The sequence below is a fragment of the Corallococcus interemptor genome, from assembly GCF_003668875.1.
In the GTDB taxonomy this organism is placed as follows: Bacteria; Myxococcota; Myxococcia; order Myxococcales; family Myxococcaceae; genus Corallococcus; species Corallococcus interemptor.
In genome coordinates this window covers 1-21702 of the sequence record NZ_RAWM01000119.1, presented here as the reverse complement: position 1 = coordinate 21702, position 21702 = coordinate 1, and the positions used below count along the sequence as shown (strand labels likewise).

20 protein-coding genes are annotated in these 21702 nt (G+C 70.7%); 9 read left to right on the top strand and 11 right to left on the bottom strand.

Annotation, left to right across the window (positions count from 1 at the left end; translation table 11 throughout):
* Nucleotides 1-29 precede the first annotated feature (29 nt).
* Both D7X96_RS30680 and D7X96_RS30675 read left to right on the top strand, forming a co-directional pair.
* Nucleotides 30-1367, top strand: a complete 1338-nt coding sequence (locus D7X96_RS30680) for a cyclic nucleotide-binding domain-containing protein (protein ID WP_120548065.1) — start codon at nt 30-32, stop codon at nt 1365-1367.
* A gap of 1 nt (nt 1368) precedes the next feature.
* The gene (locus D7X96_RS30675; protein ID WP_120548066.1) at nt 1369-1860 is read left to right on the top strand and encodes a hypothetical protein; all 492 of its coding nucleotides are present in this window, start codon (nt 1369-1371) and stop codon (nt 1858-1860) included.
* Nucleotides 1861-1864: 4 nt separating this feature from the next.
* On the opposite strand, the gene D7X96_RS30670 is transcribed toward D7X96_RS30675, so the two are convergent.
* Nucleotides 1865-3451 (bottom strand): tetratricopeptide repeat protein, encoded by a 1587-nt coding sequence (locus tag D7X96_RS30670; protein WP_121771367.1) that lies wholly within the window; start codon nt 3449-3451, stop codon nt 1865-1867.
* Between the two features lie 144 nt (nt 3452-3595).
* Here D7X96_RS30670 and D7X96_RS30665 point away from each other — a divergent pair, with 144 nt between their 5' ends.
* On the top strand, nt 3596-4564 hold the full coding sequence (locus D7X96_RS30665) for a homoserine kinase (protein WP_120548068.1): 969 nt from the start codon (nt 3596-3598) through the stop codon (nt 4562-4564).
* A gap of 7 nt (nt 4565-4571) precedes the next feature.
* Here D7X96_RS30665 and D7X96_RS30660 read toward each other — a convergent pair whose 3' ends face one another.
* From D7X96_RS30660 to D7X96_RS30650, 3 genes are all read right to left on the bottom strand, one after another.
* Nucleotides 4572-5045, bottom strand: coding sequence for a nuclear transport factor 2 family protein (locus tag D7X96_RS30660; RefSeq protein ID WP_120548069.1), 474 nt, complete (start codon nt 5043-5045; stop codon nt 4572-4574).
* Between the two features lie 73 nt (nt 5046-5118).
* Nucleotides 5119-5646, bottom strand: a complete 528-nt coding sequence (locus D7X96_RS30655) for an SRPBCC family protein (RefSeq protein ID WP_120548070.1) — start codon at nt 5644-5646, stop codon at nt 5119-5121.
* Nucleotides 5647-5698: 52 nt separating this feature from the next.
* Nucleotides 5699-8062: a tetratricopeptide repeat protein gene (locus D7X96_RS30650; protein ID WP_208647407.1), complete on the bottom strand. Its 2364-nt coding sequence runs from the start codon at nt 8060-8062 to the stop codon at nt 5699-5701.
* Nucleotides 8063-8087: 25 nt separating this feature from the next.
* On the opposite strand from D7X96_RS30650, the gene D7X96_RS30645 reads away from it, so the two are divergent.
* Nucleotides 8088-8489 (top strand): TIGR02266 family protein, encoded by a 402-nt coding sequence (locus D7X96_RS30645; protein WP_043321926.1) that lies wholly within the window; start codon nt 8088-8090, stop codon nt 8487-8489.
* A complete protein-coding gene (locus D7X96_RS30640) occupies nt 8489-9046 on the top strand; it encodes a DUF192 domain-containing protein (protein ID WP_199746944.1) in 558 nt (185 codons plus the stop codon). The genes D7X96_RS30645 and D7X96_RS30640 overlap by 1 nt, the downstream gene beginning before the upstream one ends.
* A 32-nt stretch (nt 9047-9078) precedes the next feature.
* Here D7X96_RS30640 and D7X96_RS30635 read toward each other — a convergent pair whose 3' ends face one another.
* From D7X96_RS30635 to cglC, 7 genes are all read right to left on the bottom strand, one after another.
* Entirely contained in the window at nt 9079-10848 is a 1770-nt protein-coding gene (locus D7X96_RS30635; RefSeq protein WP_120548072.1) for a bifunctional diguanylate cyclase/phosphodiesterase, read from the bottom strand.
* A 139-nt stretch (nt 10849-10987) separates the two neighbouring features.
* Nucleotides 10988-12208 (bottom strand): hypothetical protein, encoded by a 1221-nt coding sequence (locus D7X96_RS30630; protein WP_233609816.1) that lies wholly within the window; start codon nt 12206-12208, stop codon nt 10988-10990.
* Between the two features lie 79 nt (nt 12209-12287).
* A complete protein-coding gene (ybaK, locus tag D7X96_RS30625; RefSeq protein ID WP_121723190.1) occupies nt 12288-12764 on the bottom strand; it encodes a Cys-tRNA(Pro) deacylase in 477 nt (158 codons plus the stop codon).
* A gap of 5 nt (nt 12765-12769) precedes the next feature.
* Entirely contained in the window at nt 12770-13912 is a 1143-nt protein-coding gene (gene purK, locus D7X96_RS30620) for a 5-(carboxyamino)imidazole ribonucleotide synthase (RefSeq protein ID WP_121771365.1), read from the bottom strand.
* The gene (gene purE / locus D7X96_RS30615) at nt 13909-14412 is read right to left on the bottom strand and encodes a 5-(carboxyamino)imidazole ribonucleotide mutase (RefSeq protein WP_199746943.1); all 504 of its coding nucleotides are present in this window, start codon (nt 14410-14412) and stop codon (nt 13909-13911) included. The genes purK and purE overlap by 4 nt, the downstream gene beginning before the upstream one ends.
* A 164-nt stretch (nt 14413-14576) precedes the next feature.
* Nucleotides 14577-15998: a vWA domain-containing protein gene (locus D7X96_RS30610; RefSeq protein ID WP_120548076.1), complete on the bottom strand. Its 1422-nt coding sequence runs from the start codon at nt 15996-15998 to the stop codon at nt 14577-14579.
* A 102-nt stretch (nt 15999-16100) separates the two neighbouring features.
* Complete coding sequence (gene cglC / locus D7X96_RS30605) at nt 16101-16607, bottom strand: adventurous gliding motility lipoprotein CglC (protein WP_120548077.1); 507 nt, start codon at nt 16605-16607, stop codon at nt 16101-16103.
* Nucleotides 16608-16881: 274 nt separating this feature from the next.
* Between cglC and D7X96_RS30600 the strand changes: the two genes are divergently transcribed.
* From D7X96_RS30600 to D7X96_RS30585, 4 genes are all read left to right on the top strand, one after another.
* Nucleotides 16882-17709 (top strand): outer membrane beta-barrel domain-containing protein, encoded by an 828-nt coding sequence (locus D7X96_RS30600; protein WP_120548078.1) that lies wholly within the window; start codon nt 16882-16884, stop codon nt 17707-17709.
* Entirely contained in the window at nt 17706-18602 is an 897-nt protein-coding gene (locus D7X96_RS30595; RefSeq protein WP_121723189.1) for an outer membrane beta-barrel domain-containing protein, read from the top strand. The genes D7X96_RS30600 and D7X96_RS30595 overlap by 4 nt, the downstream gene beginning before the upstream one ends.
* Before the next feature lie 6 nt (nt 18603-18608).
* Nucleotides 18609-20666, top strand: coding sequence for an adventurous gliding motility protein GltC (gene gltC, locus D7X96_RS30590; RefSeq protein ID WP_120548080.1), 2058 nt, complete (start codon nt 18609-18611; stop codon nt 20664-20666).
* Nucleotides 20667-20776: 110 nt separating this feature from the next.
* Nucleotides 20777-21702 (top strand): MFS transporter (locus tag D7X96_RS30585; RefSeq protein ID WP_120548084.1); only part of this gene is annotated, 926 nt, incomplete at its 3' end.

Here is a 21702-nt window from a genome sequence, read left to right as displayed (position 1 = left end):
TGTCGTCGTGAGCGGTCTGGAGACACCGGATGAACGAGTCGTCGTTGCGTGAGCTGGGCATGGACCTGTTCGAGGAGCGCCAGTTCGAGCGCGCCCTCGCCGTCTTCGCGGAGGCCGTTCGCCGCGTGCCCGCCGACCACCGCTCGCGCATGCTGGCGTCCCGGTGTCTGGCGGAGCTGGGTGAGCGCGAGCGCGCCGTCACCGCGTACCACGCGTGCGCGGAAGGGCTCCTGCGCCGCGACTACCTCCTCTCCGCCATGGCCGCGTGCAAGCTGGCCCTGGAGCTGTCGCCGAACGAGCGGCGCCTGAAGGACACGCTCTACCGCGTGCACTCGCGCGCCGCGCGCAGCGCCCCGGGCCGCGCCGCCGTGCCTCCGCCCCTGCCGCCGGAGCACCTGTACGACGGCAAGGTGGACACGGACCTGATGGGCCTCGTGGGCGAGGAGCTGTCCAACCGCGCCATTGAAGTGCTGGCCGCGCCGGACACCGGCGGCAACGCGGATCCGCAGAGCCGCCCGCCGCTGCCGCTGTTCGCGGACCTGGACCGGGACGCGTTCCTGGACTTGGTGGGGCGCATGGTGTGGCGCACCATCAAGCCGGAGGAGGTCATCAGCCGCGAGGGCGAGCCGGATGATCACCTGCACGTCATCGTCGCCGGCAAGGCGGAGGTGACGCGCAGGACGGACGGCGAGGACCGCACGCTGGGCTTCCTGGGCGGCGGCTCCATCTTCGGAGAGCTGGCGCTGCTCACGGGCGCGCCTCCCACCGCGACGGTGACGGCGGTGTCGGACTCGGAAGTCTTCGAAATCCGCCGCGAGCACCTCAACGCGGTGGCGAAGAACCACCCGGCGGTGCCGCAGCTGCTGGCGGACTTCGCGCAGCAGCGCATGATGCGCAACCTGATGGCGAACTCGCCCCTGTTCCAGCAGCTGCCGGAATCCGAGCGCGGGGCGCTCTTCCAGCGCTTCACCTTCCGCGCGCTCCAGCCGGGGGAGAAGGTCCTGGTGGAGGGCGAGTACTCCCAGGGCCTCTTCCTGGTGCTGGCCGGCGAGCTGACGGTGCAGAAGGAGGACCCGGCGGGCGGCATGGTGACGCTGGGCGTGCTGCGCGAGGGCGACGTGGCGGGGGAGATTTCACTCCTCACGGGCCTGCGGGCCACGGCCACGGTGTCGGTGACGCGCAAGACGGCGGCGGGGTGGCTCAAGCGGGAGGCGTTCCAGGAGCTGGTGAAGTCGTTCCCCAACATCCGCACGTACCTGGAGCAGCTGTCCGACCGGCGCCTGAAGCAGATTGGCGAGGCGCTGCGCCCGCTCGAGATCATCGACGCGGACGACATGATGCTGGAGCCGGAGACCGGGGCCGCCTGAGATGGTGCTGACCAGAGCCCGGGTGCTGAGCGGCATGGCGGCGGTGATCGCCGCGGCGCTCGTGTTGTTCTTCTGGCCGCGCGAGGAGCCCGGGGTGAAGGATGCCGTCACCCGGCAGATCATCGCCATGTCGCGCGCGGCGGAGGACAAGGACGTCGGCGGGGTGATGGAGCGCGTCTCCGAGCGCTTCAAGACGACCGATGGCTGGAGCAAGCAGGACGTGCACCGCATCCTGGCCGCGCAGGTGCTGCGGGGCCAGTGGGTGCGCGTCTTCACCACCGACATCGACGTGCACGAAGTCTCGCCCACGCAGGGCGAGTTCCAGGCGCGCTTCATCTTCGGCCGCTCGCAGGCGGAGAAGCTGGAGGACCTGGCGAAGGACAGCGTGCTCAACGCCTACGCCATCGAGGGCACCTTCGAGAAGGAGGCCGATGGCGAGTGGCGCGTGGTGAAGGCGAAGCAGCGCCGGTTGGACCCCTCGGAGCTGCTCTAGCCTCTTACGGCTGCTGGAACAGCGGCCCTGCCTCCGTGAGCCAGGCCTTGGCCATGGCGGGCTGGCCGCTGGTCTCCAGGCGCTTCTTGATGTCGTTGGCGCGCGTGGCCAGCTGGTCCACGGGCGTGCCCTGCGCGCGGGCGCGCACGAGTGAGAAGTAGTGCTGCTGGCACCCGGCGGCGAACTCGCCCTGGGCGAAGAGCAGCTCGCCCAGCGCCGCGTACGCCTCCGGAATGCTGCCCGCGCCCGTCTCCGGGGCCACGGCGGTGAGCAGCGACTTCGCGCCGTCGAAGTCCTTGCGCGCCAGCAGCAGCGCGCCCTTGGCGTACTGCGCCCTCGCCAGCCCCACGCCGCGCGCCGACAGCGCCTTGTCGTAGGACGCGAGCGCGTCGTCCTGGCGGCCAGCCGCCTCCATCACGCCGCCGCGCGCGAGCCAGTACCGGTCGTCCCGGTCCAACGCGGGCACTTCCTTCCCGTCCGCCGTGCGCGTCTTCACCTGGTGGAAGGTCTTCTCGTAGGCGTCCAGCATCGCCAGCGCGCCCTCGCCGTCACCCTGGGCCTGGAGCAGCCGCGCGCCCTCCAGCGTCAGCAGCGGCGCCGTGGGCCGCTTCGCCACGGCCGCCTCGAAGGCCTGGCGGGCCTCCGGAGCGCGCTTCGCCGCGAGCGCACGGCCCCGGGTGAAGAGGGCGTAGTGCTCGTCCGGCCAGGCCTTGAGCGCCGCGTCCACGTGCGTGAGCGCTTCATCCGGAGCGCCCTTCGCCAGCGCGGCCTCCGCCTGCGCCACCGCCATGCGGGCCTGGAGCGCGGGCGTCAGGTCCTTGGCGCGCGAGCGCACCTCCTCCAGCGTCGCCGCCACGCCGTCCGGAGACCGCCCCGCGTACAGCTGCGCCAGCGCGGACGTCACCCGCGACAGCAGGTGATCCGGGTTCGCGGTGGCGGCGCGCCCGAAGGCCTCCACCGCCTGCGGGAACAGGCCTTCATCGAGCAGCGCCTCACCGTAGGCCGTGGAGAAGCGCGGGTCCTTCCACGCCCCTTCCGCCGCGCGCGCGAAGGCCTGGCGGGCCTCCGACAGGCGCCCCTGGTGCTGCAGCAGCCGCGCCTGGGCCAGCGTCAGCCGGGGGCTGTTGGCGCCCTGGGACCTGAGCTCCTCCAGGAGCTTCGAGGCCTCCTCCGTCTTGCCCTCGCCCACGAGCAGCAGCGCCCGGGCGCCGTAGCGCTCTCCGGAGCGCGAGCCCAGCGACTCCGCGCGCTCCAGCTGCTCGCGCGCCTTGGCGTCCGCGCCGGGCTGGTGGTGCGTGAGCCACAGCTCCATCTGGAGATCCGCGGCCAGCGCCCGCGCGTCGCGCGAGTCCGGCGCGAGCGCGAAGAGGGTCTCCAGGTTCTGCTGCGCCATGGCCAGGTCGCTGGGGTTGCCCTTCAGCACCGCGGAGCGCGCCGTGCGCAGGTGGGCGTCCACCTCCTGGCGCACCTGCCCGCGGTGCACGTACCAGGCGACACCGCCCGCCAGCAGCACGGCGACGACGCCCACCTGGGCCAGGGCGCTGCCCAGCCCCTCGCGACGCTTCCAGTCACCGCGGCCCGGCGTTTCCATGGGGGTGGCCTCACGCGCAAAGATTGAAGGTTTTCAGACAGTTATGCGAAGTAGGACGGGCATGGACAGATAGGTCCGGCCCCCCGGGGTGTCAACGGGTGGGGGCAGCACGCACGTGGGGGCGCCACGCCCCGGAGGCACGCCATGGCCGTGTACACGACACTTCCTCCCGAGGCCTTCACCCACGTGGCGAATGCCTACGGCCTGGGGGCCGTGCGCTCCATCACGCCCATCCCCCAGGGCTCCATCAACACCAACCACCGGCTGGAGACGGACGCGGGCCGCGTCTTCGTGCGCCACACGACGGTGCGCTCGCCGGATGACCTGCGCTTCGAGGCGTCCCTGCTGGAGCACCTGGCCCGCGCGCGCTTCCCCGCGCCCGTGCTGCTGGTGCCGCCGGGGCCCACGCCCTTCCTGGACATGCACGGCGGACGGATCAGCGTCTTCCGGTGGCTGGCCGGCGAGGAGCTCACCCGCGACCGGCTCACGCCAGACATCCTGGAGCGCCTGGGCGCGGAGCTGGGCAAGCTGCACCAGGTGACGCAGTCGTTCCGGAACACGCGCGCCAATCCCTACGGCCCGGGCGTGGTGCGAGGCTGGCTCAACAGCCTGTCCCAGCGGCCGGAGCCGGAGCTCGTCTCGGTGGCGGCGGAATTGGAGGGCTTCCTCGCGCGCGCGGAAGGGGAGCGCCAGGGCCTGGAGCCCCGGGGCGTCATCCACGCGGACCTCTTCCTGGACAACGTGAAGTGGCTGGGCGACCGCGTGGGCGCCTTCTTCGACTTCGAGATGGCCTGCGTGGAGGCGTACGCGCTGGACGTGGCCATCACCCTCAACGCGTGGTGCTTCGAGGAGGCCTACCAGCCGGACCGGTGCCAGGCGCTCTTGCGCGGCTACCAGGACGTCCGGCCGCTGTCGGACGTGGAGAAGCGGGCGCTGTACGGCCACGCCCTCTACGGCGCGGTGCGCTTCACCACCAGCCGCATCCGCGACTACCACCTGTCCCCGCTGGGCGCGGACAAGCTCGCGCCCAAGGACTTCCGCACCTACCTGGCGCGCGCGCGGGCCCTGGACGGCATGGGCCCGGACGGGCTGCGGCGGCTGGTGGGGGTGTGACGGCTAGCTAGATGCCGGAGACGATCTTCCAGTCGCCGTCGACCTTCTGGAACACCATCTGCTCCAGCTCCGAGTCCGACTGGGGCCGGGCGTTGAGGCCGGGCATCCGCCAGGACGCGTTCCAGTAGTAGATGGCGAGCGCGACGTCCTCGTCCGAGTGGAACTCCACGCGGCGGATGTTGAAGTCCACCTTGGGGTTCTGCAGCTTCGTGAAGAGGCCCTGGAGGTGCGCCTCCAGGTTGCTCGCGGTGAGGTCGTCCGCCGGGTCATCCGGGGTGCCGGCGTCGTCGCGGAACTTCGGGGACACCAGCGCCTGGATGGCCTTGGCGTCCCGGTTCTCCAGGGCGGAGCGGTACTTCTCCATCACGGAGAGGATGGCGCGGGTATCACCGGTGTCTTCCAACTCCGTGCCGGGGATGCGCTTCGGGGCGCACGCGGCCAGGAGGAAGACGGCGCAGAGGGCGAGGAAGCGGTTGTGCATGGCGGGGCCTTATGGGTTCAACCGCATTTGTGTCAACCCATTCCCAGGCCCCGCCGCCTGCCCTGCGCTTTGACTATTTGGCGCGGATGACTTCAGCGATGAAGCGGTTGAGCACGGGCAGCTCGCCGTCGAGGATCTTCAGACCCTCCGTCTTGATGAGCGGCTCGGCAAGCATCGCCACGGGCTTGAGCAGGAAGGGCACCTTGAGCGACAGCTCGCCCTCCATCTTGCGCTCCGTCTGGCCATTGCCCAGGTCGCGCAGCTTCAGCACGCCCGTGTTCACCAGCATCTTGGAGATGGTGTGGGACGTGGGCGTGTTGGTGAACGTGAGCTGCTTGGTGCGCTTGTCGTAGGTGGACGTCTCGATGAAGGCGAACCACTCCGGCGACACCTTCTTGGGGCCCACGGAGGAGATGACGGGCTTGGGGCGGTAGCGCACCTTGCGGTGCACGCGGTCACCGTCCACGCGCACCTCCTGGGGCTGCAGCTCCAGCAGCACGCCGTGGTGCTGGAGGAGGTACGGGAAATAGCGCTCGTCCAGGAGCGCGCGCTCCACTTCGTCCACCGTCCCCTGGATGTACTGCGTCTTCTCGAAGTGCATGCCCCATCCACCTTTCCGTCAATGCGTGAATCGATTCCGCAGGGGCCCGCGTCTAGCGGAAAGCCTGACGCGGCACCAGGGGCCCGCGATAGGCCGTCTGCTCGAAGTCACATCGCGCCTGCCACTCGGAGGCCGCGGCACGGAAGGCGGCCCCGTAGTCCGGCAGCGCCCCCACTTCATGCCGCACGGCGCCGCAGTCGCCCGCCAGGTAGGCGGCCTCAATCCGCAGGCGCGTGGCCTCCCGGCGGATGGCCTCCGGCAGGGTGGTGTCCGACAGGGCGCGCTGGAGCTGGTCGCCCGCGAGCGCCGGGGCGCCCACCTGGTGCAGCCGCCGTCCCAAGAGGTAGCGCAGCCACGGGTCCTGCGGCGAGGCGAGCAGGGCGCGGTCCAGGAGCAGCAGGCGCAGCTCCTCTTGAGGCGCGCGGAAGTACGCCTCGATGGGCGCCCTTCGCGACGGCGTCTCCAGCGCGGCCAGCTTCACCTGCGCGGTGCGGGTGAGCTCCGGCCCCGGGTCCAGCGCGAGCGCGGCCTGGAGGAAGGCGCGTGAACCCTCCACGTCCTCCAGGTGGAGGGCCACGTCCGCGCGGGCCACGGCCACCTCCGCGGCGAGCGCGGGCCGGTCCTTCACCTGCTCCGCCAGCGAGGCCAGCACCTTCGCCGCGTCGGGCCTTCGCTCCAGGGCGTCCAGGGCCACGGCCTGGCCCAGCTGGAAGGACGGCTCCTCCGGCTGGAGCCGGGCTGCGCGCTGGTAGCGCTGGAGCGCTTCCTGCGGGTCGCTGGCGAGCGACTCGCGCGCGGAGTCCGACAGCCGGGCCACCTCGCGGGCGCAGGCGCGGGAGAAGAGGCTGCCGGTGCGGAAGCGGGCGAAGGCGCGCGCGAGCGTGGACGCGTCCAGGGGCAGCGCGTCCAGGGTGCGCTCCCACTCGGTGACGAGCTCGTCCAGGGGCCGGCCGTAGGCCTCGTTGAAGTCCGCGTGCGCGTAGACGGCGCGCAGCCGGTCCGCGCCGTAGGTGTCCGCCAGGTAGCGCAGGAAGGACCCCGCCACGGTGTACGCGCGCGCCGGGGCGGACTGGTAGAAGCCCTTGGGCCCCATGAGGTCGCGCATGTCCGGGGCCAGGCCCTGCCGGCGCATGCCCGCGGCCCACTGGTGCAGCGTGAGCTCGCCCTGCACGGGGTCGTCCGCGGCCACCGCCAGCCCTTCAATCACGCCCATCAGGGGCCACACGCCCAGCCGGGTGGTGACGCGGAAGAAGCCGGAGCCCGCCGGGCTCGCCATCACGTGCGCCAGCTCGTGGTGCAGCGTGGAGTGGGGGAAGGCCTTGTCCTGGATGTGCAGCTCCGTGCGCCAGGGCTTGGCGAACTGGGTGCGGCCGGCGCCCACCAGCCGCTGCTTCTCGTCCTCGGAGCGGTAGAGCCACACGCGCACGCGCTCGGTGGGGGCCACGCCCAGGAAGCCCGACATCTGGGTGAAGCGGAACTCCAGGTCGCGGGCCATCCGGTCCACGTCCTCGCGGGCCTTGCCGCGCGGGTAGTGCAGGACGAAGTGCTCCGTCTCGCGGACGCCGCCCAGCTGCTCGGACAGGTACGCGTCGCTCATCCGCAGGCCCAGCTGGGGCGCGCGGGCCTCCAGCCAGAAGATGCCCAGCGCGCAGGGGAGCACCAGGCCCAGCAGGCTCCCCACCCGGGCGCCCTTCAGCGCCAGCCGCCCGGTGCGCACGTCCAGCAGCGCGATGGCGAGCCCCGCGAAGACTCCCACCCACAGGAGCGTCTCCACGCGGAACCAGCCCAGCGCGGCCGTCATCTGGAGGGCCTCGTCGTAGAGCGGGCCGGGCAGGTGGCCCAGGAAGACGTTGAAGGCGAACACCTGGGGCCCGAAGACGATGGGCCACACCGTCACCGCCAGTGAGGCCAGCAGCAGCAGGGCGTACAGGCCCGCCGCGCTCCGGGGCCGGGCCGTCATGAAGCCCAGGAGCACGCCCGCCGCGGACGCGATGAGGGCGGAAGGGAGGGTCAGCAGGGGGTAGAAGCCGGCCAGCTCGAAGGGGTCGCACGCGGTGCGAAGCCGGGCGAAGAGCAGGGCGCACACGAAGGGGGGGATGAGCACCCCCAGGTTCAGGACGGCGCTGGCGCCCAGGGCTCGGCCCACGGCGGTTCCGGGCAGGGCGGAGGCTTCCACTCCGGCGGGATGGGGCGCGGCCCCCGTGAGGATGCGGCGCTCCTGGGCGGCGGCGGCGATGCCTGTCCCACCCCCGAGCAGGCCGACGGCGATGGACAGGGCCAGGCCCAGCTCGAAGCCGGGAACTCCGAAAAGCGGGAGGAGGACGAGGGCCGACCCCCCACCGCCGAGCAGCAGCACGGTGGCCAGGACGGCTGGACGGCCCAACAGTGCACGGGCACGGGGGAGGACTTGCCGCATGGCGTCCCCTATACTCCCCGGCCGCATGTCCGAACAGAAGAGCGGATCCGAACTGCGCACCCACGGTCGTGCGCCCATCGAGCTGAAGGTCGACTACAAGAAGCTCAATTCGTTCTTCGCCGACTACACGAAGAACATCAGCAAGGGCGGCACGTTCATCAAGACGAAGAAGCCGCTGCCCATTGGCACGCGCTTCCTCTTCAAGCTGACGGTGCCGCACCGCGAGGCACCCTTCGAATTGTTGGGCGAAGTCGTCTGGTCCAAGGCCGACGCGGAGGAGCCCGGCATGGGCATCCGCTTCATCTACAGCAGCGAGTCCCAGCGCGTGGACTTCGAGACGCTGGTGGAGCGGCTCATGTCCGACAGCCTGGGCTCCGAGCTGACCGAGAAGCTGCTCAACAAGCCCCTGCATCCCCAGCACCCGTGATGAGGACGAAGGCGCGTTTCACGTTCGTTCTGGCGGCGCTGGCCTTCGCGGGCGGCGCGTGTCAGGAAGCGCCCGCCGCGCCTCCGAAGCCCGCCGCGCCCGCTCCGGCGCGACCCAAGGTCACGGACGTGTCGGCGGAGGACTACGTGATGCCGACCCTGCCGCGCGCGCACGTGCGGCTGAAGGATGCCTACGGTGGTGTGCACCGCGTGGAGGTGGAGGTGGCCGCCACGGGCGAGTCGCGCACGCGCGGCCTCATGTGGCGCAAGTCGCTGACAGCGGGGCAGGGCATGCTCTTCATCTTCCCGGATGAAGAGGTGCGCGGCTTCTGGATGCGCAACACGCTCATCCCGTTGGACATGCTCTTCATCACGTCCGAGGGCCGCGTCGTGGGCATCATCGAGAACGCGGAGCCGCGCACGCTGACGAACCGCTCGGTGGGCATCCCCAGCCAGTACGTGCTGGAGGTGCCGGGGGGCTGGTGCCAGAAGAACGGCATCGTCCGCGGCGGCACGGCGGAGTTCGAGGGCGTGAGCACCCTCCCCATCAAGCCGTGATGGGGAAGTGACGCGCGTGAGGCGCGGTGGGGCTACTTCACCGCGCTGGCCTGGAACAGGAACGTGCTGGTGCGCGTCTGCGCGGAGACGGCCTTCACCCGCTTGCGCAGGGCCGCGGCGACGGCGGACAGCTCCGCGGGGTGCGGCTGGGCGGACAGGCCGTGGTGGTCCACCGCCGCCAGGCTCAGCGTCACCGGCACCGTGTCTCCCGCCGCGCTGACACCTCCGCGCCGCAGGTCCTCCGGGCCATAGAGCGGCACCTTCTCCGCGTCGAACCGCTGGCAGAGCGTGCGCAACACCTCCGGCGCCACCGTGTCCGGACACACGAGCACGAAGTCGTCGCCGCCCACGTGGCCCAGGTTCGAGCCCTCCGGCAACAGGTGCAGGCACTCCGACAGCACGCTCGCCGTGTAGCGGATGACCCGGTCACCCTGGAGGAACCCGTAGCGGTCGTTGTACGCCTCGAAGTGATCCAGGTCCGCGTAGATGACCGTGAACGCGGGGCCCTGGAGCGCGGCGCGGATCCACCGCTCGATCATCCGGCTGCCCGGCAGGTCCGTCAGCGGATGCGCGCCCGTCGCCGCGTGCTGCTCCAGGTCCGAGGCCCGCGCGATGAGCTGCTTCATCGTCACCGTGCCCAGGAAGTGGCCCTTCGCGTCCGTCACCACCACCGGGTCGTAGACGGACTCGGAAGGACGGCGCATCGCCATGCGCGCCAGCGCCGTGATGGCCGTCGCGTCCTCCACCACCATCGGCGCCTCGCGGGGCCCCTCCGGGAGCGCGGACTCCGTGCTCGCGGCGGTGCCTCCCAGGCGCGCGTAGAAGCTCCGCCGCGTCACCACCGCGTGCGGCTGCTCGCCATCCAGCAACACGACGTGGTCCTCGCCCGGCGTGCGGCGGAAGAGCCGGTCCAGCTCCACCGCCTGCGCCGTCACCGGCGCGCACGGCGGACGGATGATCATGCTGCCCACCGTCTCGTCGTCCTCATGCTCGCGGTGGTGCAGCGCGCGGATGGCCTCGCGGCAGCGCTCCGCGAAGTCCGCGCCCGGCCGCTGCGGAGAACTCACGGGCCGCGCCAGCAGGTAGCCCTGCGCGTGCCGGATGCCCAGACGCAGGAGCACCGCCAGCTCGTTCCACGTCTCCACGCCCTCGGCAATCAGCACCGCGTCCACGCGCTGCGCGAACGCCACCAGCGACTTCACCAGGTGCTGCCGGTACGTGTGCAGGTGGATGTCCCGCACCAGCGCCTGGTCCAGCTTGATGAAGTCCGGCGCGCTGTGCACCAGCGTCACCAGCCCCGAGTGCCCCGCGCCGAAGTCGTCCAGCGCGATGCCGAAGCCCTGCTCCGCGTACCGCCGCGCGAGCATCCGCAGCTGCTCCGTGTCCTCGAACGTGCTGCGCTCGGTGATCTCCAGCACCAGCTGCTGCGGGCTCAGCCCGTGCTGACGCAACAGCTCCAGCGTGGACGCGCCGCCAAAGCGCTCGTCGCTCAGCACGTCCGGACTGACGTTGAAGAAGAAGGGGCCGCGCCGCTGCGCTTCCGGCAGCGTGGCGATGCGCCGCACCGCCGCGGTCCAGCACGCGCGCTCCAGCTCGTAGGTGAAGCCCTCCACCCGCGCGCGGTTGAACAACTCGTTGGGGGACTCCACCGGACCCAGGCCTCGCGACAACACCTCGTGGCCAAGGACTTCGCCGCTGAGCAGATCGACGATGGGCTGAAAGACGGTGGCGACCCTCGGTTCGTCACCGTTCCAGAGCCAGGGCGGTGGCGCTGCGGGCTTGCTGGGGGAGGGCAGGCTCATGGCCCCCGAAATGTACCGCGCTCCGGCGCAAGCTTCAGTCCCCCCCGACCACCCGGCAGGTCCAAACTCGAAAACGGACGCTTTTCCAGGAGGCCGCCCGGGCCCCGGGGCGGGCGGGCCCCGACAGCCCCTCCGGGTCCTATTCCCCCTGAATCCGCTGGATTTCCGGCACCTTGGCATCCCCGCTCCCCGCCGGAGCCGGATCCACGGGGGCCACCGGCGCCATGGCCACGGGCGCCAGTTGGGTCAGCGTCACCTGAGCCGCGACCGCCTCCATCGCCTGCCCCTCCTCTCCCTGGGCGGTCGAGAGAGCGCGGAACCGCCGGGCCAGCGAGGCCAGCTCCGCCGCCTTCAGCTGGGCCTGACCGCTGCGCAGGGACAGCAGCGCCACGCGCGCACGCTCCAGCAGGGCCACCTCCGCGCGCAGCCTCGCGAGGATGCGCTCGCGCCGCTGACGCACGTCTCCCAGCCGCTCCACCTCCTCCGCCAGCGACGCCGCCGCGGCCTCCAGCTGCCGGCGCGCCACCAGGTCCGTGCTCGCGCGGGCGCTGCGCTCCAGGCTGTCGCGCTCGGCCTGCAGCTCCGCGGCGGCGCGCTCCTCCAGCTGCGCCTCCACGCCGGCCCACTCGGAGGACAGCTCCACCGCGCCCTGGGTGATGCGCGCCAGCGTGCGGGCCAGCTCCTCGCGCGCGGGCTCCCGGGGCAGCTTCGCCAGGGACTGGCCGCATTGCCGGTAGAGCGACAGCGCGCGCTCGGACAGCGTGAGGAAGTCACCGGAGAGCTGGGGCAGCAGCTCCTCCGCGCGCGCCTCCACCGGATCCGCCGTCAGGCCCAGGTGCGCCGCGATGGCGCCCAATCCAACGAACAGCCCCACGATGCCGCCCACCACCGCCGCCGCCAGCAGCGTGGGCGTGGCCACGGTGGCGAGCCGCGCGGAGAGGATGTTCGCCACCACGCCGCCCGCCAGCGTGAGCCCCGCGCCCAGCGCCGCGCCCAGGCCGTAGTGCACGAGGGTGGGGCGGGCCTCCGCGACCTGTCCCTCCTCGCCCAGCTCGTTGAGGCGCGCGCGCACCAGCAGCGCCCCCGCGGCAGCTCCGCTCGTGGCCACGGTCCACGCGGGCGACAGGCCCAGCCCATAGGGCAGCCCCACCAGCAGCAACCCCAGGCCGCTCAGGAGTCCCCGGTCCCACCGGTCGCCGCGCGCGCACGCCAGCACCACCGCGGCGGGCACCACCCACGTCAGCGGCACCGGCATGCCCACGCGCAAGGTGAGCCAGTGCAACAGCCCCGCTCCGGCGCCTGCCGCCAGCGCGCGCGTGACGGTGTGCTCGAAGGCTTCGCGGTGGTGGAATTGCAACACGGCGGCATTCATCGGGACACCCCGGGAACGGCCTTACGGCCGGGAATGTCCCTTCGAACGCGCGGCGCGCGAAAAGGGTCTACGCCTTGGGACGCGAAATGGGTCCCGGCCTGCCCTTCGTCACGCGCAGGTAGTCCGCCGGCGCGAGGACAATTTGCGTCCCGCGCACCCCGGCCGACACGGCGACCGCGTCGAACAGCTCCAGCGTCTCATCCACGAAGACGGGGTAGTCCTTCTTGCCCCCCAGCGCGGTGACGCCGCCCCGGATGTAGCCGGTGAGCGGCTGCAGCTCCTTGAGCGGGACGGTGTCCACCTTGCGGTCGCCGGACAGCCGCGCCAGGGCCTTCAAATCCAGCTCCGCGTTGCCGGGCACCACCGCCATCAACACGCCGGTGCGGTCGCCCTTGGCCACCAGCGTCTTGAAGACCTGCTCCGCCGGCATGCCCACCTTCGCCGCCACCGTCTCCGCGGACAGGTCGTCCGGATCCACGTCGTAGTCGCGCAGCGTGTACGCGATGCCGAGCGAGTCCAGCAGCCGGGCGGCGTTCGTCTTCATGGGCGTTACATCCCCAGGGCCTTGGCGGCGGCCTTCACGCGCTCGAGCGCGTCCTCGGGCGAGCTGCCCACCGCGGACAGGTGGCCCATCTTGCGCCCCTTGCGCGCGTCGCGCTTGCCGTACAGGTGCAGCCGGACGCCGGGCAGCGCCAGCGCCTGCGCGAACCTGGGCCCGCCCTCCTGCAGCCACAGGTCGCCCAGCAGGTTCACGATGGCCGCGGGGCGCACCACCTCCACGGAGCCCAGGGGCAGGTTGCACACCGCGCGCACGGCCTGCTCGAACTGGCTCGTCAGGCACGCCACTTCCGTCGAGTGGAAGCTGTTGTGCGGCCGGGGCGCCACCTCGTTGACGAGCAGCGACCCGTCACCCAGCAGGAACATCTCCACCACCAGCAGCCCCTCGACCTTCAGGCCGGCGGTGATGTCGCGCGCCACCTGCGACGCCTGCGACAGCACTGCGGGGGGCAGCGGCCCCGGCAACAGCGACCACGCGAGGATGCGCTCCTCGTGGTGGTTGAACGCGGGCGGGTACACCGCGAGCTGTCCATCCGGCCCACGCGCCACCAGCACGGACAGCTCCGCCTTCAGGTCCAGCGCGGCCTCCACCACCACGGAGCGCTCGCCCAGCTCCTTCCACGCGACGCCCGCCTCGGCGGCGGACTTCACCTCGTACTGGCCGCGCCCGTCGTAGCCGCCCTCGCTGGACTTGATGAAGCACTTGCCGCCCAGCACGGTGATGGCCGCGGACAGCTCCGCCTCCGAGTTCGCCTCGCGCCACGGGCCCAGCGGGAAGCCGCCCTTCGCGAGCCACGCCTTCTGCCGGCCGCGGTGCTGCACCACCTCCAGCACGGAGGCGCCGGGCCGCATGGGCGCGTGCCGGGAGACGGCGTTGAGCGTGGCCAGCGAGACCTTCTCAATCTCCAGCGTCACCACGTCGCACTGGCGCGCCAGGTCCTCGGCCGCCGCCGTGTCGGTGAAGGACGCGGTGAGGCAGCGGTCCACCACGTTGCGCGACGGGCACGCCGAGTCCGGATCCAACGCCTGCACCTGGTAGCCCAGCGTGCGCGCCGCGAGCGCCATCATGCGCCCCAGCTGCCCGCCGCCGAGGATGCCCAGCGTGCCGCCCGGGAGCACCATGGGGCCGCTCATCCCGCCACCTCGCGCTGCGCCAGGACTTCATCCGTGCGGGCCTTGCGCCAGGCGGCCAGCCGCTCGCGCAGCTCCGGGTACTTCAGCGCCAGGATGGCCGCCGCGTGCAGCGCCGCGTTGGCGGCCCCCGGCTTGCCAATGGCCTGCGTGCCCACCGGGACGCCCTTGGGCATCTGCACGATGGAGAGCAGCGCGTCGAAGCCGGACAGCACCGTGGTGGGCATGGGCACGCCCAGCACCGGCAGCAGCGTCTTGCTGGACACCATGCCGGGCAGATGGGCCGCGCCGCCCGCCGCCGCGATGATGACGGACAGCCCGCGCGCTTCGGCGGTGGACGCGTACTCCATCATCCAGTCCGGCGTGCGGTGCGCGGACACGACGCGCACCTCATGCGGGATGCGCAGCTCGGCGAGGATGTCGATCGCCGGTTGCAGGTGCTCCAGGTCGCTCTTGCCGCCCATGATGACCCCGACCCACGGGGTGCTCGCGCTCGCCGCCATGCTTGTCCGCGCCTCCAGTGCGCCCTGCTTCCAGGGGGTGAAGCCTGGAAGAACGCGGAGATAGGGCCACGCGATTCCGGAGGTCAACCGCGAAGATGTGACGACGCGATGGCGGGCGGGCAGGGGGGCGGGCGTTGCCCCCTCGCACGCCCGGGGCCTGACACTCAGTACGTCGAGCCCATGCGCCCGAAGCTCTTGAGCGCCTTCACCTTGCTGTTCTTCACGGCGGCCTTCAGGTCCTCCTCGGAGTCCGCGGCGTCGTATTCCTGCATCGCGCGGGCCTGGTCGGCCTGATCCGCCGCCACCGCCGCGGCGCCCGCCACCGAGCCCGCCTCCTCGAAGAGCACCTGGTTCTGGGAGAGGTAGCCCTTCGCCTCCGCCTTCTTGCCCTGGGCCATCGCCGCGGCGGCCTTCTGGAGGTTCTGCGCGCTACGGGCCCGGGCCGCGTACACCGTGGCCTCCTTGTCCTGGCGCTGGACGACCTCCTCCTGCACGTTGGTGGCCACCGCGGCCAGCATGGACTGGTCCTCCACGTTCTTGTGCACCAGCAGGTCCGTGTACGCGACCTTCAGCCCCGCCACCTGCACGGACTGGCCCGCGGAGGTGCCCGTCACGTGCAGGCGCGCCACCACGCGCTCCACCTGGCCCGCGGAGAAGTCCGGCAGCGCCACGCGCACGGTGTTGCCGGCCTGGTGCGCGCGGTAGCCCAGCACCTCGTCCAGCGTCGTGCCCGGGGGCAGCTCGAAGGACAGCTCCACGTTGCGCGCCACCGCGGTGGTGGCCTGCTGCAGGTCGCGCTGGAAGAGGGTGGACAGCTTGCTCGCGTCCTCGAGGAAGCCGTACGCGCCGGCGCCGTACTCCGCGAAGGCCTGCATCAGGTCCTCGTTGAAGTCCGTGCCCACGCCAATGGAGCTCACCGTGATGCCGGAGGCGCGGATCTCCCGCACCACGTTCTTGAGGCCGTCCTCGTCGGACACGCCCTCCGTGGGCTGGCCGTCGCTCATGAGGATGAGGCGGTTGACCGTGGCCGCGCCGCCCATGGCGGACGCCAGCTGCGTGCGGCCCACGGACAGGCCCGCGCTGATGTTGGTGCCGCCGTCATCCCAGATGCCGTCGATGAACTGGAGCATCCGCTCGCGGTTGCCCGCGGTGGCCGGCAGCGACGGCAGGCTCTTCACGTCGCTGCCGTAGTGCACGATGGCCAGGCGGTCCTCGTCGCGCAAGAGCGACACCAGGTGCCGCGCGGCCTGCTTCGCCTGCTGGAGCTTGTAGCCGCTCATGGACCCGGACCGGTCGATGACCACCGCCAGGTTCACCGGGCTCCTCTTCGCCCCGGGCACCTCCGCGCCCGTGAGGTCCACCGTCACGTACGTCTCGGAGGTGCCCACCGGCACGTACGGGTGCGACAGGCGGCTCGTCACCTGGAGGCTTCCGGAGGACACCCGCGGCCCCGGCGTGGGCAGCGGGGTCACCGGGTCCGTCACGACGACTCGGGGCGGAAGGCCAGCCCGGTGGGGCATGCCCAGCACCAGCGCGGTGAGGGCCAGGCCACCAGCCAGGGCGAGGAAGAGGACCGTACGATTCATGGCAGGGCTCCGGAAGGCGTTGAAACGCGGGCCCTGCCTTTACGAACGGGGGGCGCGAAAAGGTCTAACCCTTTCGCGCGAGGCGACTGTTCAGTGCGCCGTTCAGTTGCCCTGCGCGGCCGGGACGGCGCCCGCGCAGAAGTAGGGCGAGTTGTTCTCGCCGAAGGTGCGCCGGTAGAAGCTCTCGTCGGCGACCTTGATGGCGTCCAGCGTGTCCTGGTCCAGGAGCAGGGGACGGCACGTCATGCGCTCCTTGAGGCCCTTCTCCACGTCGTCCACCGTGCGGGTGATCTCGCAGCCGGTCGTGGTGCCCTGCACGCACTCCTTGCTGCAGTAGCCCAGGGCCGGCGCCTCCGGATCCTCGCTGCGGGGGCTCTGGTCGTCGCGCACGCAGATGAGGTCCTCGCACTCCAGCGAGCCGAAGGAGATGAAGTCCTGATCCGCCGCGATGTCCTTCTCCTTCACCTCCACCACTTCACGACCCTGCGCCTCATACTCCTGGGGCGTGGCCTTGCGCACGAGGTTGCAGGGCTTGCCCAGCTCGGTTTTGACGTCGCAGCCTCCCAGCAGCAGGGCGGCGGACAGGAAGAGCGCGGATCGCACGAACATCTTTGAGACCTCTAGGAAGGATGGAAACAGGGCGCGTTGGGGGGAGGACGACGACGCCCGGAACCCCGGAACGGTAGCACACCGCTTTCGCGCGCCAACCACCGACCACGGGGCGTGAGCACAGTGGAATTGTGAAGGGATACGAGAGGAAACCAGAGGAGGCAGGCGCATTCTGCTGGTTGATGGTTGGGAATACGACCGATAGGATGGTGCGGCTGATGTCATGCTGCCTTCCGGTGGCAGTACGTTCCCTCCCCCCACGGAGCGCCCGGACTTGAACCGCCCCACGCTGCTGCTTGCGCTGAGCCTGATGTGGCCCGCGCTGGCCCCCGCCCAGACCCAGGAAGGCATGGGCCTCGATCTGACCGAGGACTCCCAGGCCAAGCCTCCCGAAGCGAACCCCGCGCCGCCGCCGGACGAGGAAGCCCGCCCCGCGTCGCCGCCTGCCGCCACACCGGCGAAGGACATCCCGGTAGAAGCGCTCATGCCGCTCACCGACATCACCCAGGACGACCGGGTGAAGAGCGTGCAGCGCAAGGTCTACCTGAAGAAGCACCGCCTGGAGATCTCACCGTTCGTGAGCCTCTCCGTGAACGACCCGTTCTATTCGAAGTTCGGCGGGTCCCTGCGGGCGGCCTGGTACCTGTCGGACACGCTGGCCATCTCCGCGCGCGGGTCGTTGATCCAGGTGCTCCCGTCGGATGACGTCCGCACGGCGAAGCGCACGTTCAACAGCAAGATCTACAACTCCGTGCCGAACTGGTCCGCCATGGGCGACCTGGAGTGGGCGCCGCTCTACGGCAAGGTGTCGTTCCTCAACTCCATCCTCCACTTCGACGGCTACCTGCTGGGCGGCATGGGCGTGGTGAGGACGGAGACCTCCGCGCTGCCCGAGCGCGGGCTCAACCCGGCCTTCGACCTGGGCCTGGGCATGCGCTTCGTCACCAAGGACTACCTGGCCGTCAACGTGGCCCTCATCAACACCTCCTACGTGGACCAGCCCCTGGGCAGCAGCAAGGGCGCCATCCAGAACGTCATGACCCTCAACGCGGGCATCTCCATCTTCCTGCCCCTCAAGTCGACGGGGAGGGAGTCCGAATGAAGCCCGCCTTCCGTCTGCTCCTGACCCTGTGCGCGGGCGTGCCCGCGCTGGCCTCCGCCGCGGACCAGGCGCCCGCTCCGGCCGCCGCCGCGCCGGCTGCGGCCACGCCTGCTCCGGCTCCGGCTCCGGCGGCCCCGGCTCCGAAGACGGCCGCCAACTCCAACCCGCCCACCACCTCCCAGGAGGAGGAGGCGGGCGACGTGTCCGAGGTGGACAAGGACGCCCTGGGGCCCCTTCGCGAGCGCATCCGGCCGGTGTCCGGCCACATGTTCCTCAAGAAGGGCCGCTTTGAAGTCAGCCCGTCCGCGTCCATCACCATCCGCGACGCGTTCTTCAAGAAGTACCTCTTCGGCGGCACGGTCACCTACTTCCCCATGGAGACCCTGGGCGTGGGCGTGCGCGGCGGCTACGCGCTGAACTCCGTGGCCGGCTCCGCGCAGATCTGCACCTTCACGCCGGGCGAGGGCGGTGACACCCGAGGCTGCCGCTCGCCCACCAAGGGCGAGCTGGACGGGTACGCGCCCGGCCAGATGACGCTCATGGGCGGCGTGGACGTCCAGTGGGCGCCCATCTACGGCAAGCTGTCGCTGCTGGCGGAGAAGTTCGTCCACTTCGACATGTACGGCGTCGTGGGCGCGTCCGTGGTCCAGTACAAGGGCCCGGCGACGTCGGAGTTGGACGGCTCGACCGTCGCGGGCAGCAAGTCGTACCTCACGGCCGGCGGCAACGTGGGCGTTGGCCTGCGCTTCTTCTTCAACCGGTGGATGACGCTGCGCACGGAGCTGCGCGACACCATCTACCAGGAGAAGGGCCGGGAGCCCACGCCCACCTACCTCCGCAACCAGATCCTGTTCGAGCTGGGCCTGTCCTTCTTCTTCCCCTCCGGTTCCTAAAGACTCATGCGCACCCACCGGTTCCTCCGCCTCGCCGTCCTCGGGCTCACGCTCGCGTACACGGCCCCCACGCTGGCCCAGTCCTTCGAAGGGCTGGACCTGGCGGGCCAGTCGAAGAAGAAGAAGAAGGGGTCGTCTTCCAAGGCCTCCTCCAAGAAGAAGACCACCGCCAAGCGCGGCAAGGGCAAGGCGGCCACCCCGGCCGAGGACACCTCCTCCGAGGACTCCTCCACCGCCACCAGCGCCCCCGCGCCCGTGGGCAACCCGGCCACGCCTCCCGCGGCTGTCACCTCGACGCCCGCGCCCACGGCGATGCCCGCCGCTCCGGCCGCGAAGCCCACGCCGCCCGCGAAGCCTTCGACCCAGGGCAGCCCCGGCCTGGGGCTGGACCTCACGGGTGACAACGACAAGCCGCCCGCGCCCACGATGACGTTCGACGCGGTGGACGTGTCCGGCAAGACGGCGGACCGCCAGCGCCTGGACGCGGCCATCAGCCTGTTCAAGAACGACGAGTACGAGAAGGCCGCGATGGCCTCCCACGAGCTGTTGGGCGACCCCAAGCTCCAGGGCCTGCACGTGGAAGCGCGCTACGTGCTGGCCAAGTCGCTCTACCGCATGGGGCTGTACCACTCGTCGCTGGGCGAGTTCTCCAAGATCCTCGCCGCGGGCCCGTCCACGAAGTTCTTCAAGACGAGCCTGGAGTGGCTGTTCTTCATCAGCCGCAAGACGCAGAACGAGACGGTCATCCTGGATGAGATCGCCCGTTACGCGAACTACGAGTTCCCGGAGAAGTTCCGCAACGAGTTCCGCTACCTGCTGGCGCGCTACCACTTCGTGCGTGGCCGCGCGCTGGATCAGGTGGGCCAGACGGAGAACGCGGACAAGTCGTTTGAAGAGGTGAAGCGCCTGGCGCTCACCATCCCGCGCACGGATCCGTTCTACCCGCGCGCGAAGTACCTGGAGGGCCTGGCCTTCTTCCGCAACGGCACCGCCCACAAGGACGCGGCGGCCAAGCGTGGCAACACGGACGTGATGGCGTCCGTGGAGGCCATGAAGGAAGTGGTGCGCCTCACCCGTCCCCAGGCGGGCCGCACCGGTGAAGCGGCCAAGCTGGACAAGTCGCTGCGCGAGCTGGCCTTCATGCAGCTGGCCCGTACGCACTACGGCATGCAGCAGAACCGCTTCTCCATCTTCTATTTGAACAAGGTGGAGCGCGGGAACACGCAGTGGCTGGAGGCGCTCTTCGAGTCCTCCTGGGCCAACTACCGCATCGGCCAGTACGAGCAGGCGCTGGGCAACCTCATCACCCTGTCGTCGCCCTTCTTCCGCGAGGAGTACTTCCCGGAGGCGCTCATCCTCAAGGCGGTCATCTATTACGAGAACTGCCGCTACCGGGAGTCCAACCTCATCCTCCAGGACTTCGAGCGCACCTACCTGCCCGTGCACGACGAGCTGGACGGGCTCGTGAAGAAGAACATGGATGCGGCCGAGTACTACACGGTGCTCGCGGACGTGCAGAAGAAGAACAAGGAGGGCCTGGAGAAGAACGGGACGGACATCATCCTGGAGCGCATCCTGCGCCTGGCCCTCACGGATCAGGACCTGAAGAAGACCAACGACTCCATCCTGGAGCTCGAGGGTGAGATGGACCTGTTCGGCAACAAGGGCGACACGTTCAAGTACTCGGAGCTGACCAAGCAGCTGCTGGAAGAGCTCAAGGTCCAGCGCACCAGCCTCATCTCCAAGGCCGGCATCATGGCCAAGGGCAAGCTGGAGACGGAGCTGGGGGCGCTCAAGCTGCTCTTGGCCAACGGCCTGCGCATCAAGTTCGAGACCACCACCAAGGAGAAGGAGTTCCTGGAGGAGCAGCTCAAGGCGGGCGGCCGCACGGCCATCGTCAAGAAGTACAAGTACTCCGTGGCGGTGGCGGACGATCAGCTCTACTGGCCCTACGAGGGCGAGTACTGGCGTGACGAGCTGGGCACGTACCAGTACACGCTGACCAAGGGCTGCATCGAGCGCGACACGGCCAACCGCCGCATCCAGTCCGCCGAGGCGATGTAGACGCCCAACGCTGAGAGTGGGATTCTTCCCGGCCGCCGGAGCGCCCTGTATGCGCGCTCCGGCGGTCTTGTCTTTTCCAACGGTCCCTCAAGGGACGAGGGAGTGCGAAGTTGGCTCGGGAGGCGTCGCTGCGGGTGGTGTTCGGCATCGCCGTCCTGGACCTCATCGGGTTCGGCATCCTGATTCCGCAGCTGGGCGTGTACGGCGTGCGCTTTGGCGCTTCCCCCTTCGCGGTGGGGCTGCTCGTCGCGGTGTACTCGCTGATGCAGCTGGTGGCGGCGCCCATCATGGGGCGGCTGTCGGACCGGTTCGGCCGGCGGCCGGTGCTGCTCATCTCCCAGGTGGGCTCGCTCTTGGGCTACGTGCTGTTCGCCTTCGCGCACACGCTGCCCCTGTTGTTCCTGTCGCGCGTCATTGATGGCGTGTCCGGCGGCAACGTGTCCACGGCGCAGGCGGTGGTGGCGGACATCACCAAGCCGCATGAGCGCGCGCGGGGCATGGGCATCATCGGCGCGGCGTTCGGCCTGGGCTTCGTGCTGGGGCCGGCGCTGGGCGGCGTGCTGGGGGCGTGGGGCGGCAACCTGGCCATCGGCCTGTTCGCGGCGGGGCTGTCCGCGCTGAACCTCTTCAACACCTGGTTCTTCCTGCCGGAGACGCGCAAGGCGGACTCGCCTTCCGCCACGACCCGCAGCATGGCGGGGGCCGCGGCCGCGTTGACGCTGCCCGTCGTGGGCCGGTGCGTGGTGCTGGTGCTGCTCTACACGGTGGCCTTCGCGCAGATGGAGGGCACCTTCTCCGTGTACCTGCTGACGCGCTTCCTGTCCTCCGGGCCGGTGCCGCTGGAGGGTGGGTGGCTGGTGCACGCGGTGCATCCGGACGCGGCCATCCTCAAGGAGGCCAGCCTGCGCTCCGGAGCGCTCTTCGCGGTGGTGGGCGTGCTGTCCGCGGTGGTGCAGGGCGGGCTGGTGCGGCGGCTGGTGGCGGCTGGCCATGGCGCATCTGGCCATGCGGCGTCCGGTGGCCCGGGGGGCAGGGG

Excerpts from the sequence above, each read along its gene's own strand:
- D7X96_RS30650 (WP_208647407.1), bottom strand. The coding sequence starts at position 8,062 with ATGCGGCAAGTCCTCCCCCGTGCCCGTGCACTGTTGGGCCGTCCAGCC.
- D7X96_RS30610 (WP_120548076.1), bottom strand. The coding sequence starts at position 15,998 with ATGAATCGTACGGTCCTCTTCCTCGCCCTGGCTGGTGGCCTGGCCCTC.
- D7X96_RS30595 (WP_121723189.1), top strand. The coding sequence starts at position 17,706 with ATGAAGCCCGCCTTCCGTCTGCTCCTGACCCTGTGCGCGGGCGTGCCC.
- ybaK (WP_121723190.1), bottom strand. The coding sequence starts at position 12,764 with ATGAAGACGAACGCCGCCCGGCTGCTGGACTCGCTCGGCATCGCGTAC.
- D7X96_RS30665 (WP_120548068.1), top strand. The coding sequence starts at position 3,596 with ATGGCCGTGTACACGACACTTCCTCCCGAGGCCTTCACCCACGTGGCG.
- purK (WP_121771365.1), bottom strand. The coding sequence starts at position 13,912 with ATGAGCGGCCCCATGGTGCTCCCGGGCGGCACGCTGGGCATCCTCGGC.
- D7X96_RS30655 (WP_120548070.1), bottom strand. The coding sequence starts at position 5,646 with ATGCACTTCGAGAAGACGCAGTACATCCAGGGGACGGTGGACGAAGTG.
- purE (WP_199746943.1), bottom strand. The coding sequence starts at position 14,412 with ATGGCGGCGAGCGCGAGCACCCCGTGGGTCGGGGTCATCATGGGCGGC.
- cglC (WP_120548077.1), bottom strand. The coding sequence starts at position 16,607 with ATGTTCGTGCGATCCGCGCTCTTCCTGTCCGCCGCCCTGCTGCTGGGA.
- D7X96_RS30645 (WP_043321926.1), top strand. The coding sequence starts at position 8,088 with ATGTCCGAACAGAAGAGCGGATCCGAACTGCGCACCCACGGTCGTGCG.
- D7X96_RS30660 (WP_120548069.1), bottom strand. The coding sequence starts at position 5,045 with ATGCACAACCGCTTCCTCGCCCTCTGCGCCGTCTTCCTCCTGGCCGCG.
- gltC (WP_120548080.1), top strand. The coding sequence starts at position 18,609 with ATGCGCACCCACCGGTTCCTCCGCCTCGCCGTCCTCGGGCTCACGCTC.
- D7X96_RS30675 (WP_120548066.1), top strand. The coding sequence starts at position 1,369 with ATGGTGCTGACCAGAGCCCGGGTGCTGAGCGGCATGGCGGCGGTGATC.
- D7X96_RS30680 (WP_120548065.1), top strand. The coding sequence starts at position 30 with ATGAACGAGTCGTCGTTGCGTGAGCTGGGCATGGACCTGTTCGAGGAG.
- D7X96_RS30670 (WP_121771367.1), bottom strand. The coding sequence starts at position 3,451 with ATGGAAACGCCGGGCCGCGGTGACTGGAAGCGTCGCGAGGGGCTGGGC.
- D7X96_RS30635 (WP_120548072.1), bottom strand. The coding sequence starts at position 10,848 with ATGAGCCTGCCCTCCCCCAGCAAGCCCGCAGCGCCACCGCCCTGGCTC.
- D7X96_RS30640 (WP_199746944.1), top strand. The coding sequence starts at position 8,489 with ATGAGGACGAAGGCGCGTTTCACGTTCGTTCTGGCGGCGCTGGCCTTC.